This window comes from Streptosporangium sp. H16 (assembly GCF_051918855.1).
Classification (GTDB): domain Bacteria; phylum Actinomycetota; class Actinomycetes; order Streptosporangiales; family Streptosporangiaceae; genus Streptosporangium.
The window spans coordinates 106,498-121,084 of sequence record NZ_JBPXMD010000002.1 but is presented as its reverse complement, the minus strand read 5'-3'; the positions used below and the strand labels follow the sequence as shown (position 1 = coordinate 121,084).

Here is a 14,587-nt window from a genome sequence, read left to right as displayed (position 1 = left end):
ATACGCCGTCACATGAGTGGCTCAGCCTATCGATCTCTTGCCGCTCGCCAGCAGTCGCAACAGCGGCAGGTCCACTTTTTCCAGACTGTCCACGCTCAGCACGTCCTCCGCCACCGGATCGCCGGAGACCGACACCACCCGGCACCCGGCCGCGCGGGCCGCCGCGAGCCCGGTGGGACTGTCCTCCACGGCCACGCAGTCGGCCGGGTCGAGGCCCAGCCCGGAGGCCGCCCGCAGGTACGGGTCGGGCAGCGGCTTGCCGCGCGCGGTGTCCTCGGCTGCCACGACCAGGGCGAACCGCTCCGCCCCGACGGTGTGCAGGACCATGTCGACGATGAGCCGCGGCGAGGCGCTGACCAGGGCCGTGGGCACGCCTTCCGCCCCCAGGTCGTCCAGCAGCCGGATCGCGCCTGGCAGCGGTGTCACCCCGCCGGAGACCCGTTCGGCGAAGGCCTCGGTGAGCCGCGCCCCGACCCGTTCGACCCTGGCCCGTTCGGCCCCGGCCCGCTCCGCACCGGCCCGTTCGACCCCGGCCTGTTCCGTACCGGCCCGCTCCGTACCGGGCGGCGCGGGGGCGCGGCGCGCGAGGTAGCCGGCCGCGTCCTCGACCAGGCGGCCGAGGACGTGGCCGGCGTCGGCCTCCGTCAGCTCCAGGTCCAGCTCGGCGGCGACCTCCACGCATGCCTGCCACCACATCCCCTCGGTGTCCACGAGCGTGCCGTCCATGTCGAACAGGACGGCTCCGAGCTCACCCGACACCCGCGACGTCCTCCGACTCGGCCGCCTCCGGGGACCCCGGGGACGCCGGGGACTCCGCGGGGTCCTCGGAGGTGAGGGCGGGCGCGGGGGCGGTGCGCGCGGCGACGAGCACGGGCCGCTGCACGAGGGCGACGTCCACCCGCGTGCCCGGCGCCAGGCGTACCGCGTCGTGTCCCGGCACGTCGCTGAGGACCTCCAGCTCGCCCACCCGCACCCGCAGCCGCGCGGTGGAGCCGCGGAAGGACGACGCCACGATCGTGGCGTTCCCGTCGGGGGAGGGGGTGACCAGCACGGCCTCGGGGCGTACCAGCACGTCGACGTCGGGCGAGGACGGCAGCGGGCCGTCCACCGGCATGAGCTTGCCCATGACGGTGACCTCCTGGCCGGACAGGCGGCCGGGGACGTGGTTCATCGCACCGACGAACTCCGCCACGAACGGGGTGGCGGGCCGGTCGTAGACCTCGGCCGGCGGGCCGCACTGCTCCAGCCGCCCGGCGCGCAGCACCGCGACCTTGTCGGCGACCGACAGGGCCTCCTCCTGGTCGTGGGTGACGAAGATGGTGGTGATGCCCAGTTCGAGCTGGAGCCGCCGGATCTCCTCGCGCAGCGAGACACGGACCTTGGCGTCCAGCGCGGACAGCGGCTCGTCGAGCAGCAGCACGCGCGGCTCCAGCGCCAGCGCCCTGGCCAGGGCGACGCGCTGCTGCTGGCCGCCGGACAGCTCGTGCGGGTAGCGCTGGGCGTGCGTCGGCAGGCCGACCAGCTCCAGCAGCTCGTCCGCCCGCGCGTGCCGCTTGGCGGTCGGCACCTTGCGCACCCGCAGCCCGAAGGCCACGTTGTCCCTGGCGTTGAGGTTGGGGAACAGGCTGTAGGACTGGAAGACCATGCCCGCGTCCCGCCGGTTGGCGGGGACCCGGGTGATGTCCTTGCCGTCCACGAGCACCGCTCCGGCGTCGGGGTGCTCGAAACCGGCGACGCAGCGCAGCGCCGTGGTCTTCCCGCAGCCGGAAGGGCCGAGCAGGGCCATCAGCTCGCCCTGTTCGACGGTGAGGTCCAGGCCGTCCAGGGCCACCGTACGGCCGAACGCGCGGCGCAGCCCCCGGAACTCGACGGTCATCTGCGTTTCCTTCCCGCACCCGAGAGGGTGAGCAGCAGCAGCCAGATGAGGAGCAGGCTGATGATCGACAGGGCGACGGAGAGCTGCCCGTCGTTCCCGGAGATGGTCACGATCCAGACCGGGAACGTCTCGTAGCCGAGCAGGGCCGCGATGGTGTACTCGCCGAGCACCAGCGCGAGGGTGAGGAACGAGGCGCTGGCGATGGAGGAGCGGATGTTGGGGATGATCACCCGGAACAGCACGTACGGCCACGAGGCGCCCAGGTTGCGGGCCGCCTCCACCAGCGTCCGCACGTCGATCGCGCGCAGCCCGGCGTCCAGCGACCGGTAGGCGAACGGCAGCGTCAGCATCACGTACGCGAGCACGAGGACGAACGGGAACCTCTCGTCCTGGATGGCGATCAGCGTCGCCCAGAACGGTGTGGCGGCCAGCGCGTCGACGCCCTCGCGCAGCGCCGTGCTGATGCCGACCACGTAGGTGATCGGGGGTACGACCAGCGGGAGCGTGGAGATCAGCTCCAGCACCGGCCGCAGCCGGGGCGCGCCGAGCCGTACGGCCAGCATCGCCGGAAGGGTTAGCAGCAGCACCGCGACGATGGTGCAGGCGGCGAGCGCGAGGGAGAGCAGCAGGCTGGGCAGGAAACCGGGCGCCGACAGGATCCGCCCGTAGGCGGCGAGCGAGAAGCCCTGCCCCTCCGAGTAGACGGTGAACCAGAAGGACACCGCCATCGGCACGACGAAGTAGATCGCCGCGACGACCAGCACGATCCCCCGCCAGGCCCGGCGCTGCCCGGGGCGGGCGGTGGCGGCGGGGCCCGGGGTGACGTCGGTCAGGGTGGCTACCGCAACCATCGGGAGCTCCTCTTCTGCAGCGGCAGGTAGACCGCCATCACCAGCAGCGCGACGACGATCATGTCGAGGCTCAGCGCGAGCGCGACGTTCTCGTACCCGATGAGGACGTCCCCGGTGAGGGCCTCGGCGATCTGCAGGGTGACCAGCGGGACCGTGCTGCCCACCATGGCGTAGGCGGTGGCGTAGGCGGCGAACGCGCCGCCGAACAGCAGGACGACGCCGCCGAGCAGGGCGGGGGTCAGCACCGGGATGCCGACGTAGCGCCAGAACTGCCAGGCGGTGGCGCCGTTGTTCTGCGCCGCCTCCCGCCACTGCGGGCGCAGGCCGTCCAGCGCCGGGGTCACGACGAGCACCATCAACGGCACCGAGAAGTACATGTAGACCAGGGCCAGGCCCCAGAAGTTGTACAGCACCCCCGGGCCGAGGCCCAGCGTGGTGGTGATCACCCCCGAGTTGCCCAGGGTGGCGATCCAGATGAAGGCCAGCGGCACGCCGCCGAAGTTGGACAGCACGCCGGAGAAGGTCAGCACGGCCTCGCGCAGCGCGGTGAACCGGGAGGTCAGCACCGCCTGGGCCAGGAACGTCCCGGCGACCGCGGCGGCGACCGCCACCACGGCCGACAGCTGGACGCTGCTGAGCAGGGCGTTCAGGTAGGGCCCCTGAAGGCTCCTGGACAGGTTGGCGGTGCCGAGGGAGGACACCTTGGTCGCCGGGTCCTTGACGGTGAACGCGCCGACCAGCAGCGTGAGCGCCGGGATCCCGAAGGCCACCGCCGTCACGACCAGCAGCGGCAGGGTTCCCAGCCAGTTCTTGGATCGAGGACGGCCGCCGCCGCGCGGGGCGGCGGCCGTGACGGCGGGGACGGTCATCCCGAGACCGCGGCGCCCCAGCCTCCGGCCAGGACCTCCTTGGCCTTGTTGACCTGCTCCTCCGTCGGGAAGGTGGGCTCACCCTCGACCGGCGGGAGGTTGGCCTCCGCGGCCGCGTCGACCGTGCCGTCGGCCTTCATCGCGGGCAGCAGCACCGGGCGGGCGAAGCCGCCGAGGTAGAGGTTCTGGCCCTCGGGGCTGTAGAGGAACTCCTGCCACAGGCGCGCGGCGGCCGGGTGCGGGGCGTCCTTGTTGATGGCCTGGGCGTAGAGCTGGAAGTACTTGCCGTCGCTGGGGATGACGGTCTTCCAGTCGAGGCCCTTCTCGGCCATCTTGGGGGCGTAGGCGGCGTTGTTGTAGTCCCAGTCGATGCTGATCTGGGTCTCGCCCTTCTCGATGGTGGCCGGGGTGGTCTCGACGGGGTTGAAGTTCCCGGTGTCCTTCAGTTTCTTGAAGAAGTCCAGCCCGGGCTGGATGTCGTCGAAGGAGCCGCCGTTGGCGAGGGCCGCCGCGTACACGCCCGCGAACGCCGAGCCCGACTTGGTGGGGTTGCCGTTCAGGGCGACCTTGCCCTTGTACTCGGGCTTGAGCAGGTCGGCGTAGGTCTCCGGGCACTTGGCGATCTTCTTGGCGTCGCAGCCGATGGAGATGTAGCCGCCGTAGTCGTTGAACCAGAGGCCGCTGGGCTCCTTCTGGTTCTCGGGGATCTTGTCCCAGGTCTCGACCTTGTACGGCGCGAACAGGCCCTCGGCGGCGCCGCTGATCGCGAAGGACTGGCCGAGGTCGAGCACGTCGGGGGCGCGGTCCTGGCCCTTGCGGGTCTTCACCGCGTTGATCTCGTCGGCGCTGGAGGCGTCGGGGGTCTCGCTCTCGATCTCGATGCCGTACTTCGCCTTGAAGGCCTCGATGATCTTTCCGTAGTTGGCCCAGTCGGGCGGGAGGGCGATGACGTGGAGCTTGCCCTCCTTCTTGGCGGCCTCGACGAGCTTGTCCAGCCCGCCGAAGTCGGCCGCGGAGGTGGCGGTTCTGGCGTCCACTCCGGCCGCGGAACCTCCGTCGGAGGTGCCTGCGGACGGTGCCGTCGTACCGGGGGCGGCTCCGCACGCGGCGGCGCCGACCAGGAGGAAGGCGGCCAGGCCTGCAAAGCGAACTCGGGATGCGATCACGGTGTCTCCCAAGGGGGTGTCGCGCAATATTTCACGAAAGTAGACGAACTTGTACAAACAAGCTAGACCTCCTCTGTCGTGAATCAGTTGCTGTTTGGTGAACGGACGAAGTACGGCGGTGAAATGCGTGAACCGGGGCTATGTGAGCTATTAATGCTTGTTTAGGGTGGGGCTGAGCCGGCCGCCAGGTGCGCGCAGCGAGGGATCCCGCCGACGCGCGCCGGGCCGGGAGCGAGAGGGCGGCTTGAGAGGCGAGGCGAGGCGAGATTGCGCGGTCACCGGGTGTTCGCGGATGCGTGGAGAGGTGCCCTGGAGTTCGCGGGCGCGCCGGAGGGGACGCGGGCGCTCGCGGGCCGTCAGGAACGAGCGCGGGTTCTCACGGAGGCGCGGGCGCTCGTGAGCCGTCGGGAAGGGGCGCGGGCGTTCGCGGGCCGTCGGGAAGGGGGGCGGGCATGACGGCCCGGTACATGGGCATCGCGGAGGAACTGCGCGACGCGATCATGCGAGGTGAGCACCCCGTGGGCGCCCAGCTGCCCTCCGAGGCCGAACTGGCCACCCGCTTCGCCGCCTCGCGCGGCACGATCCGCCAGGCGGTCGCCGTGCTCGCCACCGAGGGCCTGGTCGGGTCCCGGCAGGGGGCCAGGCGCATCGTGCTCGGCCGCGAGCGCAGCCAGAGCTTCGCCGAGCTGCACAGTTTCGCCCAGTGGGCGCGGGCGATGGGCTACCGGGTCAGCGGGCAGGTGCTGCAGCAGCGTCGCAGGGGTGCGGGCGCCACCGAGGCCGTACGGCTGGCGCTCCAGCCCGGTGATCCGGTGCTCTCCGTGCTGCGGCTGCGCTCCCTGGAGGGCGAGCCGGTGATGCTGGAGCGCACGGTCTACGCCGGGTGGATCGCGCCGGCCGTCGAGCGCATCGAGCCGGGCTGTGAGTCGGTCACCCAGGCGCTGTACGACAGCGTCGGCCTCGTCTTCGCCTACGGCGAGCACCTCATCGACGCGGTGGCCGCGGGCGTCCAGGACGCCAGGCTGCTGGCCGTGCGCAGGGGCAGCCCGCTGCTGCGCCAGCGCCGGGTCACCACCACCCACGAGGGACGGCCCGTCGAGTGGTCCGACGACCGCTACCGCGCGGGCAGCGTGACCTTCAGCATCCGCAACTCGGTGGACGCCAACCCGCTCGTACGGCAGGTGGGTGACTTGCGCCCGGCGCCGTGAGAACGTATGTTCGATATGCCAGGCCCGCCTTCCCCCGGGTGCTCGTTCGAAAGCCGCGGGAGAGGCGTCTTGAGCAGACTTTACGGCGACCCCATCGAGGTGTGGATCCGCGACGGGCAGCCCGTCCAGTTCGTCTGGCGCGACCGCCTCTACACCGTCCGCCGGGTCCTCGACCACTGGGTCGTCGCGCGCGAGTGGTGGAAGATCTCCGACAGCGATCCCGGCGAGCGGCGGTTCTGGCGGGCCGAGGCCGCCACGGGTGATCAGGCCGGCACCTACGAGCTCCGGTTCGACACCGCGGGCGAGGACTGGTTGCTGATCAGGGCATGGGACTGACGCTTCGCCCCGGTCCGCCTTCCGCCGGGTGGGGCGGCCCTCGCTCACTGCCCGGCGGGGTGGACCTCCTGGGGCTGGTCCTGCTCCGACGCCTCCGGCGAGGAAGCCTCCGGGGCGGCGGGCGCGGGGGGCGGGGAGCTCCTCACGAGCAGGTGCGGGACGGCCTCCGCCGGAGGCGGCGGGAGGTGGTGCTCCGCGTCGGCCTGCCGCCGGTGCCTGGCACCCACGGCCTGGATCCCGGTGATCTGCCGTACGGTCGCCGCGCACAGCAGGGAGGCGACCGCGACGGCGATCAGCTCGGTCGGCCCGAAGCCGGTCAGGTTCGTGCCTCCCTGGGACGCCCCCGGCCACAGCCGGGCCAGCACCAGGGTGAGCGCGACGAGCCAGCTCAGCCACCAGGCGGTGAGCAGCGCCGTCCAGCGGAGGCGGCGGTCCAGCGGCGGACGGGAGGCCCACCACAGCCGGTCGACCAGCACGGCGGGCGCGACCAGGTTGACCACCGGCACGAACCAGCTCACCAGGACCGGTGCCACCGCGGTCAGGTCGGCGCCCTGCCGGGCGCGCAGCAGCCAGTTCAGGTACGCGGCGACGGCGGCGATCGCGGTCGCGGCGAAGAACATGATCAGGATGGCGAAGACGGTGACCGCGCCGAAGACCGCGTCGGCGCCGGGGGCGTGGGGGTCGCCGCCGAGCTCGGCTATCTCCAGGACGAGGCGCCGGCCACGGGCCTGTTCGAACACCGCCAGGGCGGCGATCGCGATCACCAGTGCGGTGAGAGCGACGTAGACGGCCGAAGCCGACCTTTTCTGTAGAGATGGGATAGAGCGCATGTATATCTCCCCCCGCCATGCGCCGAGGACCTGCCCTCTTTCTATCCCGTCAGCTCTCCCGCTAATCAGCCCAAACGACCCGCTCAGCCGACGATGCCGGACTCCCACGCCCACGCGGCGGTCTCCACCCGGTTCCTGGCACCCAGCTTCGTGTGGATGCTCCCCAGGTGCGTCTTCACGGTCGACAGCGAGACGAACAGCTCGGCGGCCACCTCCTGGTTGGTCCGCCCCCTGGCCACCAGGCGCACGACGTCCAGCTCGCGCTCGGTGAGGGGCTCGCTGGGCGGCCGGACGGCACCGGTCCGAGGACGGGACAGGTGTTCGAGCAGGCGTACGGTCACCGACGGCGACACCAGCGCGTCCCCTGCCGCCGCGGCCCGGATCGCCTCGATGAGCAGCGTCGGCCCGCTGTCCTTGAGCAGGAAACCGGTCGCCCCGGCGCGCAGCGCCCCGTAGACGTACTCGTCGAGGTCGAAGGTGGTGACGATGACCACCTTCATCGGGTCCTGCACCCCCGGCCCCGCGAGGATGCGGGTGGCCTCCAGGCCGTCCAGCTTGGGCATCCGGATGTCGAGCAGGCACACGTCCGGCCGCAGCCTCCGCGCCAGCTCGACGGCCTCGGCCCCGTTCGCGGCCGTCGCCAGGACCTCCATGTCCTCCTGGGCGTCCAGAATCATCTGGAACCCGGTCCGTACCAGCTCCTGGTCGTCGGCGATGAGCACCCGAATCGTCACCTCATGGATTGTGCCAGCCCGCGAGCGGGTCCGGATCGGGCATCCGGCCGATGTGCCGGCGAACGGTGGCGAATCATCCTTTCGGCCGACCCCGGCGGGGGACCCTGGAAGCGATCGGCCGATCCGTCGCCGCGCTCCCCGCCGGGAGGGTGGGTCTCGTTCCCGGCGGCGATCGACGGCGCCGGGATCGACGCCGCATTCTCTGCCCTCGGCCGCAGGCAGGCTTACGCGCCGCGCCGCTCCGCCCCGCCAGAGAGGCGGGGCGGGCGGTCTTCGCACCGGCTCGCACCGGCTCGCACCGGTTCGCGCCGGTTCGCGCCAAGAGGAGTGGCGCCGCCCGGGTCCGGGGTGTGGTCAGCCCAGGACCATGTCCCTGACGGTCTTCAGGGACGCCTCGTCGCGGGGGCCCATGACCAGGAGGTTGCTCACCGGGCTCTCGCGCCACAGCTGCAGGCGTTCGCGGATGCGGCCCACCGGGCCGACCAGGGAGATGCCGTCGGCCAGCTCGTCGGGAATCGCGTTGAACGCCTCGTCCCTGCGTCCGGCCAGGTAGAGGGCCTGGATCTCCTCGGCGGCCTCGGCGTAGCCCATCCTGCCGATGATGTCGGCGTGGAAGTTGCGGCTCTTGGCCCCCATGCCGCCGATGTAGAGGGTCAGCATCATCTTCACCCCGTCCAGCGCCGCCCTGACGTCGTCGGTGATCACGGTCATCACCATCGCGGCGATGTCGAAGCCGGGGCCGGCTCCGGCGAGCGAGGGGCCGTACATCCGCTCGATCTTCTCGGGGAACACGAACAGCGGCAGCCAGCCGTCGGCGATCTCGGCGGCGAGCGCGACGTTCTTCGGGCCCTCGGCGCCGAGGTAGAGGGGGATCTCGGCGCGTAGCGGGCGGGTGATCAGCTTCAGCGGCTTGCCGAGGTTCGCCCCTCCCGGGTAGGGGAGGGGGTAGTGCTCGCCGTCGCTCGTCACCGGCCCCTCGCGGCGCCACACCTTGCGCATGATCTCGACGTACTCGCGGGTGCGGGCGAGCGGCTTGGGGAACGGCGTGCCGTACCACCCCTCGACGACCTGGGGCCCCGACGCGCCGATGCCGAGCAGCAGCCGCCCGCCGGTGAGATGATCGAGCGTCATCGCGGTCATCGCGGTCGCCGCCGGGGTTCTCGCGGAGATCTGCACCACGGATGTGCCCAGTTTGATGCGGGACGTCCGCGCGCCGTACCAGGCCAGAGGGGTGAAGGCGTCGCTACCGTAGGCTTCCGCGGTCCAGACGGACTCGTACCCCAGCCGTTCGGCGGTCTGGACGAGTTCGGTGGCGTCGTCGGCGTTCCGTTGCCAGTAGCCGAGGTTCAGGCCGAGCTTCAGGTCGGTGCTCACGGGGGTCTCCTCGCGACGTGACGCCGGACGGGCTCCGCAATTAGAACACGTTCTATATTGGTCGGTCGAGTGTGAGGTGTCGAAATTCGGTCTCCCGGGAAGCGTGCACATGTGCTCAATGCCGCTCGCAAACTCCTCTCCCTGATCTCGCTCCTCGCCCTCGCCGCGATCGGAACGATCCCGGCCGTGGCGCACGCGGCGGGACGGCCCAACGTCGTGCTGATCCTCGTCGACGACCTGGAATCGGGTGATCTACAGAAATTTCCCAATATCTGGAGCCTGCTCGCCCAGGGTGGCACCAGCTTCGACAGGTTCTTCGTGCCCAACTCCTGGTGCTGCCCCTCGCGCGCGTCGATCATGCGGTGCCAGTACGTGCACAGCCATGGCGTGTACACCAACACCGCCCCCGAGGGGGGCTTCACCAAGTACTACACATCCGGCCTGGAACGTTCCAATATCGCGACGTGGATGAAGTCGGCCGGATACCGCACCGGGCTGATGGGCAAATACCTCAACCACTATCCCGGCGGCGCCACCTCCGCCACCCACGTGCCTCCGGGCTGGGACGAGTGGGACGTACCGGTGCGCAGGCTGTACGAGGAGTACGGCTACACGCTCAACGAGAACGGCATGCTGCGCGACTACGGCTTCGCGCCGCAGGACTATCTGACCGATGTGCTCAGCGCGAAGGCGGCGGCGTTCGTCTCCCAGCCCAGCCAGGATCCGTTCTTCCTCTACCTCGCCCCGGTCGCCCCGCACAACCCGGCCAACTACGCCCCCCGGCACCAGGCCGCCTTCGCCGGGGTGGTGGCCCCGCGCACCCCGTCCTTCAACCAGCCCGACGTCAGCGCCGAGCCGCTCTGGCTCAGGTCGCTCCCGCCGCTCGACGCCTCGAAGATCCGCAGAATCGACCGGCACTACCGGGACCGGCTCCGGGCGATGCTCGGCGTGGACGACATGGTGGGCACCCTCGTCGAATCTCTCAGGGCCTCCGGCAAGCTGGATGAAACGTATATCTTTTTCGCCTCCGATAACGGGTTCCACCTGGGCCAGCACCGGCTTCCCCACGGCAAGACCACGCCCTTCGACGAGGCGATCAAGGTGCCGCTGCTGGTCAGGGGGCCCGGTGTGCAGGCGGGCCGCGTCGTGGGGGACATGGCCGCGAGCATCGACCTGGCCCCGACGTTCGCCCAGCTCGCCGGGGCCACGCTCCCCGACTTCGCCGAGGGCCGCTCCCTGCTGCCGCTGCTGCGGGGCGAGAGACCTCCCTCGTGGCGCCAGAACGTGCTGCTGGAGTTCTACCGCCCGACCAGCCCGAGCTCGGCCCGCCAGACCCCGGTCCCGGCGTACCAGGGGATGCGGACCGCCCAGCACACCTTCGTCCGCTACTCCACCGGCGAGTACCAGATCTACGACCTCCTCAGGGATCCCTACCAGCTCCGCAACCTCGCCGCCGAGACGCCGCTCCCCGTGATCGCCGAGTTCAACCGGCAGCTCGACGCCCTGGTCTCCTGCTCGGGCGCCACCTGCCGCTCAGCCGACTCGGTCACTCCGCCCCTGCTGCCCTTCAAGCCCCTCGTCGTCCTCAGCCCCTGGGGGACGTGAGATGCCGGGGTAGGCCCGCCGCAGGTGGTCCTCGACGGCGGCCGAGGCCTCCGCCGCGTCCCCGGTGGCGATGGCCCGGTGGATCCGGCGGTGGTCGGCCATGAGCCCGGCCGTGCCGCCGAGGCGCTCGACCGCCTCGACCGCGTAGCGGCGGAGCGAGTCGCGCAGGGAGAGCATCATGGCGGTGGTCAGCCTGTTGCCCGACGCCTCGGCGATGGCCACGTGGAAGGCCGTGTCGTGCTCGACGAACTCCTCGGCCGTCGTCGTGGCGTCCATGCGCTCCAGCGCGGCGGTGAGTGCCGACAGGTCGGCCCCGTGGGCGGCGGCGTGCGCGGCCGACCACTTCTCGATCATCAGCCGGGCGTCGACGACCTCCTCCAGTGACAGGTTCGACAACCCGAGGTGGAGCCTCAGCAGGTCGCTCAGTGCCTCGGCGGGCCTGGAGATGAGGAAGGCCCCCGCGTCCGGACCCCGTCCGACCTGCGACGACACCACCCCCAGGGTCTCCAGAACCCGCATCGCCTCGCGTACCGACGACCGGCTCACCCGCAGCTGCTCGGCGAGCTGACGCTCGCCGGGCAGGCGGTCCCCGACCCGGAGCCCGTCACCCGCGATGCGCCGCTCGATCTGGGCGATCACGTCCTCGAACGCCCGGGTGCGCCGGACCGGCTGCCAACCGCTCAAGAGGACCTCCTCTTGTGGGGAAATGTGGTCAGACCATACTGTGGTCGGACCATTGAAAGGAAGGAGTGCCGTGCGCGTCGCCCTCTTCATCACCTGCGTGAACGACACACTGTTTCCCGGTACCGGGCGGGCGGTCGTCACGCTGCTGCGCCGCCTCGGGTGTGATGTCGAGTTCCCGCGGGCGCAGACCTGCTGCGGCCAGATGCACGTCAACACGGGATACCCCGAGGAGGGCAGGCGGCTCGCGCGGCACTTCGTGGACGTCTTCGCCGGGTACGACGCGGTCGTCGCGCCGTCGGGATCGTGCGCCGCGATGGTCCGCGAGCAGTACCCGAGGCTCGCCCGCACTTCCGCCACCCGCACTTCCGCCACCCCCGCCATGGCCGGGTCCGGCACCCCCGGGGGCCTGATCACCGGGACCACCGAGGCCGCCGCGGCCGGAGAGGCGCCCGGTTCCTTCGCCGCCGAGGTGGCCGAGATGGCACCCAAGGTTCACGACCTCTCCGAGTTCCTCGTCGACGTCCTCGGTGTCACCGACGTCGGCGCCTACTTCCCGCACCGGGTGACCTACCACCCGACGTGCCACTCGATGCGCGTCCTCCGGGTGGGCGACCGGCCCACCCGGCTGCTGGAGCAGGTCAGGGGGCTCGAGCTGGTCCCGCTCCCCGGAGCCGACGAGTGCTGCGGCTTCGGCGGCACCTTCGCGGTGAAGAACCCGGCGATCTCCGCGGCCATGTGCGCCGACAAGGTGCACAACGTCGCGACCACCGGCGCCGAGGTGCTGTGCGCCACCGACAACTCCTGCCTGATGCACATCGGCGGCACCCTGAAGCGCCAGCGCGCCGGCGTGCGGATCATGCATCTCGCCGAGATCCTCGCCGCCACGGAGGCCACCCGATGAGCGGCACGTTCCTGGGCATGCCCGCCTTCCCGGTGAACGCCGCGGTCGCCGTGCAGGACTCGCAGCTCAGATACAACCTCCGCAAGGCCACCCGCACGATCCGCGGCAAGCGGGCCTCCGTGGTCGGCGAGCTGCCCGACTGGGCCGAGCTCCGCCGGGCGGGCAAGGAGATCAAGGACCACACCCTGCGCAACCTGGAACGCTACCTCCTCCGGATGGAGGAGGCCGTCACCGCGGCGGGCGGCCACGTCCACTGGGCGGCCGACGCCGAGGAGGCCAACCGGATCGTCGCCGGCCTGGTCAAGGCCACCGGCGAGACCAGCGTGGTCAAGGTCAAGTCGATGGCCACCCAGGAGATCGGCCTCAACGAGGCCCTCCTGGAGGAGGGCATCACCGCGTACGAGACCGACCTGGCCGAGCTGATCGTCCAGCTCGGGGACGACTGGCCCTCGCACATCCTGGTCCCGGCGATCCACCGCAACCGCTCGGAGATCCGCGAGATCTTCCAGGACAAGATGGCCGACTGGGGCCGCGCGGCGCCCGAGGACCTGACCGACGAGCCCCGCGCCCTCGCCGAGGCCGCCAGGCTCCACCTGCGCGAGCGCTTCCTGTCGACCAAGGTCGCGATCTCCGGCGCCAACTTCATGATCGCCGAGACCGGCACGCTGGTGGTGCTGGAGTCCGAGGGCAACGGGCGGATGTGCCTCACCCTGCCCGAGACGCTGATCAGCGTGGTCGGCATCGAGAAGCTGCTGCCGAGCTGGCGGGACCTGGAGGTCTTCCTCCAGCTGCTGCCCAGGAGCTCCACCGGCGAGCGGATGAACCCCTACACGTCCACCTGGACGGGCGCGGTCGAGGGCCAGGAGTTCCACCTGGTGCTGCTCGACAACGGCCGCACGAACGTGCTGGCCGACGAGGTCGGCCGCCAGGCGCTGCGCTGCATCCGCTGTTCCGCCTGCCTCAACGTCTGCCCGGTCTACGAGCGCGCCGGAGGCCACGCGTACGGCTCGGTCTACCCGGGCCCGATCGGCGCCATCCTCACCCCGCAGTTGCGCGGGACCGCCTCGGAGCTGGACGCGTCGCTGCCGTACGCCTCGACCCTCTGCGGCGCCTGCTTCGACGCCTGCCCGGTCGCGATCGACATCCCCGAGGTCCTGGTCCACCTGCGCGGCAAGGTCCGCCACGCGCGTGCCGAGCGCATGGGCATGCGTGCCGCCGGGTGGGTGTTCGACCGCCCCGCGCGGCTGGCACGCGCCCAGCGGCTCGGCGGCCGCCTGCGCAGGTTCGTTCCCGGGCGCCTGCCGGGACCGCTGTCGGCCTGGACCGACACCCGCGACATTCCCGACATCCCCGCCGAGTCCTTCCGCGACTGGTGGAACCGTACCGACGGAGGTGCCCGATGACCGCCGGAGCAGCCACCCCGGAGCCCGGACCCGGACGCTCGTCCGGTGCGGGCGGCGTCTCCGCCGGTACCGGCGGCGTCTCCGGCACGGGCAGCAGGGAGCGGATCCTGTCGAGGATCCGCTCCGCCGTGGCCGGAGCCCCCGACGTCGAGATCACCCGGGCCTACCGCACGTCACCGCCGGCCGATCCGGAGGGCGTGGTGGAGTTGCTCGCCGAGCGTGTGGCCGACTACCGGGCCGTCGTGCACGTGGTCGAGGCGGCCGAGGTGGCCGCGACGATCGCGGCGGCGCTGGCCCGCCGGGGCGCCACCCGGCTGATCGTCCCGGACGGCCTGCCGCCGGAGTGGGTTCCGAACGCCCCGGTCACCGACGACCCCCCGCTGAGCGCGGCCGAGCTGGACGGGGCGGACGGGGTCGTCACCGGGTGCGCGGTCGCCGTCGCGGAGACCGGCACCATCGTGCTGGACGCCGGGCCAGGGCAGGGCCGGCGGGCGCTGACCCTGGTCCCGGACTACCACCTGTGCGTCGTACGGGCCGGGCAGATCGTGGCCGGCGTCCCGGAGGCCGTCGGCAGGCTCGACCCCTCCAGACCGCTGACCTGGATCAGCGGCCCCTCCGCGACCAGCGACATCGAGCTGAACCGGGTGGAGGGCGTGCACGGTCCGCGCACGCTGGAGGTCGTCATCGTCCGCTGAGCTCAGGCGTCGCTTGCGCGGGCGGGGCCGCTGGGATGAGGTTGGGGCCACACAT

At 71.5% G+C, this 14,587-nt stretch carries 15 protein-coding genes; 6 read left to right on the top strand and 9 right to left on the bottom strand.

The genetic code is table 11. From position 1 onward, the window contains the following. Positions 1-21: 21 nt before the first annotated feature. The 5 genes from ACTOQ2_RS03525 to ACTOQ2_RS03505 are packed head-to-tail and all read right to left on the bottom strand — an operon-like array spanning position 22 to position 4,762. On the bottom strand, positions 22-759 hold the full coding sequence (locus ACTOQ2_RS03525; RefSeq protein WP_440098214.1) for an HAD family hydrolase: 738 nt from the start codon (positions 757-759) through the stop codon (positions 22-24). After that, positions 749-1,876 (bottom strand): ABC transporter ATP-binding protein, encoded by a 1,128-nt coding sequence (locus ACTOQ2_RS03520; RefSeq protein ID WP_440098213.1) that lies wholly within the window; start codon positions 1,874-1,876, stop codon positions 749-751. The genes ACTOQ2_RS03525 and ACTOQ2_RS03520 overlap by 11 nt, the downstream gene beginning before the upstream one ends. Further along, positions 1,873-2,727: an ABC transporter permease gene (locus tag ACTOQ2_RS03515; RefSeq protein WP_440098212.1), complete on the bottom strand. Its 855-nt coding sequence runs from the start codon at positions 2,725-2,727 to the stop codon at positions 1,873-1,875. Before ACTOQ2_RS03515 ends, ACTOQ2_RS03520 begins: the two co-directional genes overlap by 4 nt. Continuing rightward, positions 2,715-3,596 carry an ABC transporter permease gene (locus ACTOQ2_RS03510; RefSeq protein WP_440098211.1) on the bottom strand — a complete coding sequence of 294 codons (882 nt, stop codon included), beginning with the start codon at positions 3,594-3,596 and terminating at the stop codon, positions 2,715-2,717. Before ACTOQ2_RS03510 ends, ACTOQ2_RS03515 begins: the two co-directional genes overlap by 13 nt. Further along, positions 3,593-4,762: an ABC transporter substrate-binding protein gene (locus ACTOQ2_RS03505; RefSeq protein ID WP_440098210.1), complete on the bottom strand. Its 1,170-nt coding sequence runs from the start codon at positions 4,760-4,762 to the stop codon at positions 3,593-3,595. The genes ACTOQ2_RS03510 and ACTOQ2_RS03505 overlap by 4 nt, the downstream gene beginning before the upstream one ends. A 452-nt stretch (positions 4,763-5,214) precedes the next feature. On the opposite strand from ACTOQ2_RS03505, the gene ACTOQ2_RS03500 reads away from it, so the two are divergent. After that, on the top strand, positions 5,215-5,970 hold the full coding sequence (locus ACTOQ2_RS03500) for a GntR family transcriptional regulator (RefSeq protein WP_440098209.1): 756 nt from the start codon (positions 5,215-5,217) through the stop codon (positions 5,968-5,970). 69 nt (positions 5,971-6,039) lie between these two features. After that, entirely contained in the window at positions 6,040-6,306 is a 267-nt protein-coding gene (locus ACTOQ2_RS03495) for a DUF6504 family protein (RefSeq protein ID WP_440098208.1), read from the top strand. Positions 6,307-6,350: 44 nt separating this feature from the next. Here ACTOQ2_RS03495 and ACTOQ2_RS03490 read toward each other — a convergent pair whose 3' ends face one another. The 3 genes from ACTOQ2_RS03490 to ACTOQ2_RS03480 form a co-directional block, all read right to left on the bottom strand. Then, positions 6,351-7,136 (bottom strand): DUF4328 domain-containing protein, encoded by a 786-nt coding sequence (locus ACTOQ2_RS03490; protein WP_440098207.1) that lies wholly within the window; start codon positions 7,134-7,136, stop codon positions 6,351-6,353. A gap of 83 nt (positions 7,137-7,219) precedes the next feature. After that, entirely contained in the window at positions 7,220-7,870 is a 651-nt protein-coding gene (locus ACTOQ2_RS03485) for a response regulator (protein WP_440098206.1), read from the bottom strand. Positions 7,871-8,224: 354 nt separating this feature from the next. Then, the gene (locus ACTOQ2_RS03480) at positions 8,225-9,244 is read right to left on the bottom strand and encodes an LLM class F420-dependent oxidoreductase (RefSeq protein WP_440098205.1); all 1,020 of its coding nucleotides are present in this window, start codon (positions 9,242-9,244) and stop codon (positions 8,225-8,227) included. Between the two features lie 111 nt (positions 9,245-9,355). Between ACTOQ2_RS03480 and ACTOQ2_RS03475 the strand changes: the two genes are divergently transcribed. After that, positions 9,356-10,849 carry a sulfatase family protein gene (locus ACTOQ2_RS03475; RefSeq protein ID WP_440098204.1) on the top strand — a complete coding sequence of 498 codons (1,494 nt, stop codon included), beginning with the start codon at positions 9,356-9,358 and terminating at the stop codon, positions 10,847-10,849. On the opposite strand, the gene ACTOQ2_RS03470 is transcribed toward ACTOQ2_RS03475, so the two are convergent. Next, a complete protein-coding gene (locus ACTOQ2_RS03470; RefSeq protein WP_440081311.1) occupies positions 10,778-11,533 on the bottom strand; it encodes a FadR/GntR family transcriptional regulator in 756 nt (251 codons plus the stop codon). The two genes, ACTOQ2_RS03475 and ACTOQ2_RS03470, sit on opposite strands and share 72 nt — an antisense overlap. Before the next feature lie 70 nt (positions 11,534-11,603). On the opposite strand from ACTOQ2_RS03470, the gene ACTOQ2_RS03465 reads away from it, so the two are divergent. From ACTOQ2_RS03465 to ACTOQ2_RS03455, 3 genes are read left to right on the top strand one after another with little or no spacing between them, the layout of a single operon-like run. After that, entirely contained in the window at positions 11,604-12,434 is an 831-nt protein-coding gene (locus ACTOQ2_RS03465) for a (Fe-S)-binding protein (protein ID WP_440098203.1), read from the top strand. Further along, complete coding sequence (locus ACTOQ2_RS03460) at positions 12,431-13,837, top strand: lactate utilization protein B (RefSeq protein WP_440098202.1); 1,407 nt, start codon at positions 12,431-12,433, stop codon at positions 13,835-13,837. The genes ACTOQ2_RS03465 and ACTOQ2_RS03460 overlap by 4 nt, the downstream gene beginning before the upstream one ends. Beyond that, positions 13,834-14,532 (top strand): LutC/YkgG family protein, encoded by a 699-nt coding sequence (locus tag ACTOQ2_RS03455; protein ID WP_440098201.1) that lies wholly within the window; start codon positions 13,834-13,836, stop codon positions 14,530-14,532. Before ACTOQ2_RS03460 ends, ACTOQ2_RS03455 begins: the two co-directional genes overlap by 4 nt. Positions 14,533-14,587: the final 55 nt, after the last annotated feature.

Coding starts and splice junctions, on each gene's coding strand:
- ACTOQ2_RS03490 (WP_440098207.1), bottom strand. CDS start 7,136: ATGCGCTCTATCCCATCTCTACAGAAAAGGTCGGCTTCGGCCGTCTAC.
- ACTOQ2_RS03460 (WP_440098202.1), top strand. CDS start 12,431: ATGAGCGGCACGTTCCTGGGCATGCCCGCCTTCCCGGTGAACGCCGCG.
- ACTOQ2_RS03455 (WP_440098201.1), top strand. CDS start 13,834: ATGACCGCCGGAGCAGCCACCCCGGAGCCCGGACCCGGACGCTCGTCC.
- ACTOQ2_RS03520 (WP_440098213.1), bottom strand. CDS start 1,876: ATGACCGTCGAGTTCCGGGGGCTGCGCCGCGCGTTCGGCCGTACGGTG.
- ACTOQ2_RS03510 (WP_440098211.1), bottom strand. CDS start 3,596: ATGACCGTCCCCGCCGTCACGGCCGCCGCCCCGCGCGGCGGCGGCCGT.
- ACTOQ2_RS03500 (WP_440098209.1), top strand. CDS start 5,215: ATGACGGCCCGGTACATGGGCATCGCGGAGGAACTGCGCGACGCGATC.
- ACTOQ2_RS03515 (WP_440098212.1), bottom strand. CDS start 2,727: ATGGTTGCGGTAGCCACCCTGACCGACGTCACCCCGGGCCCCGCCGCC.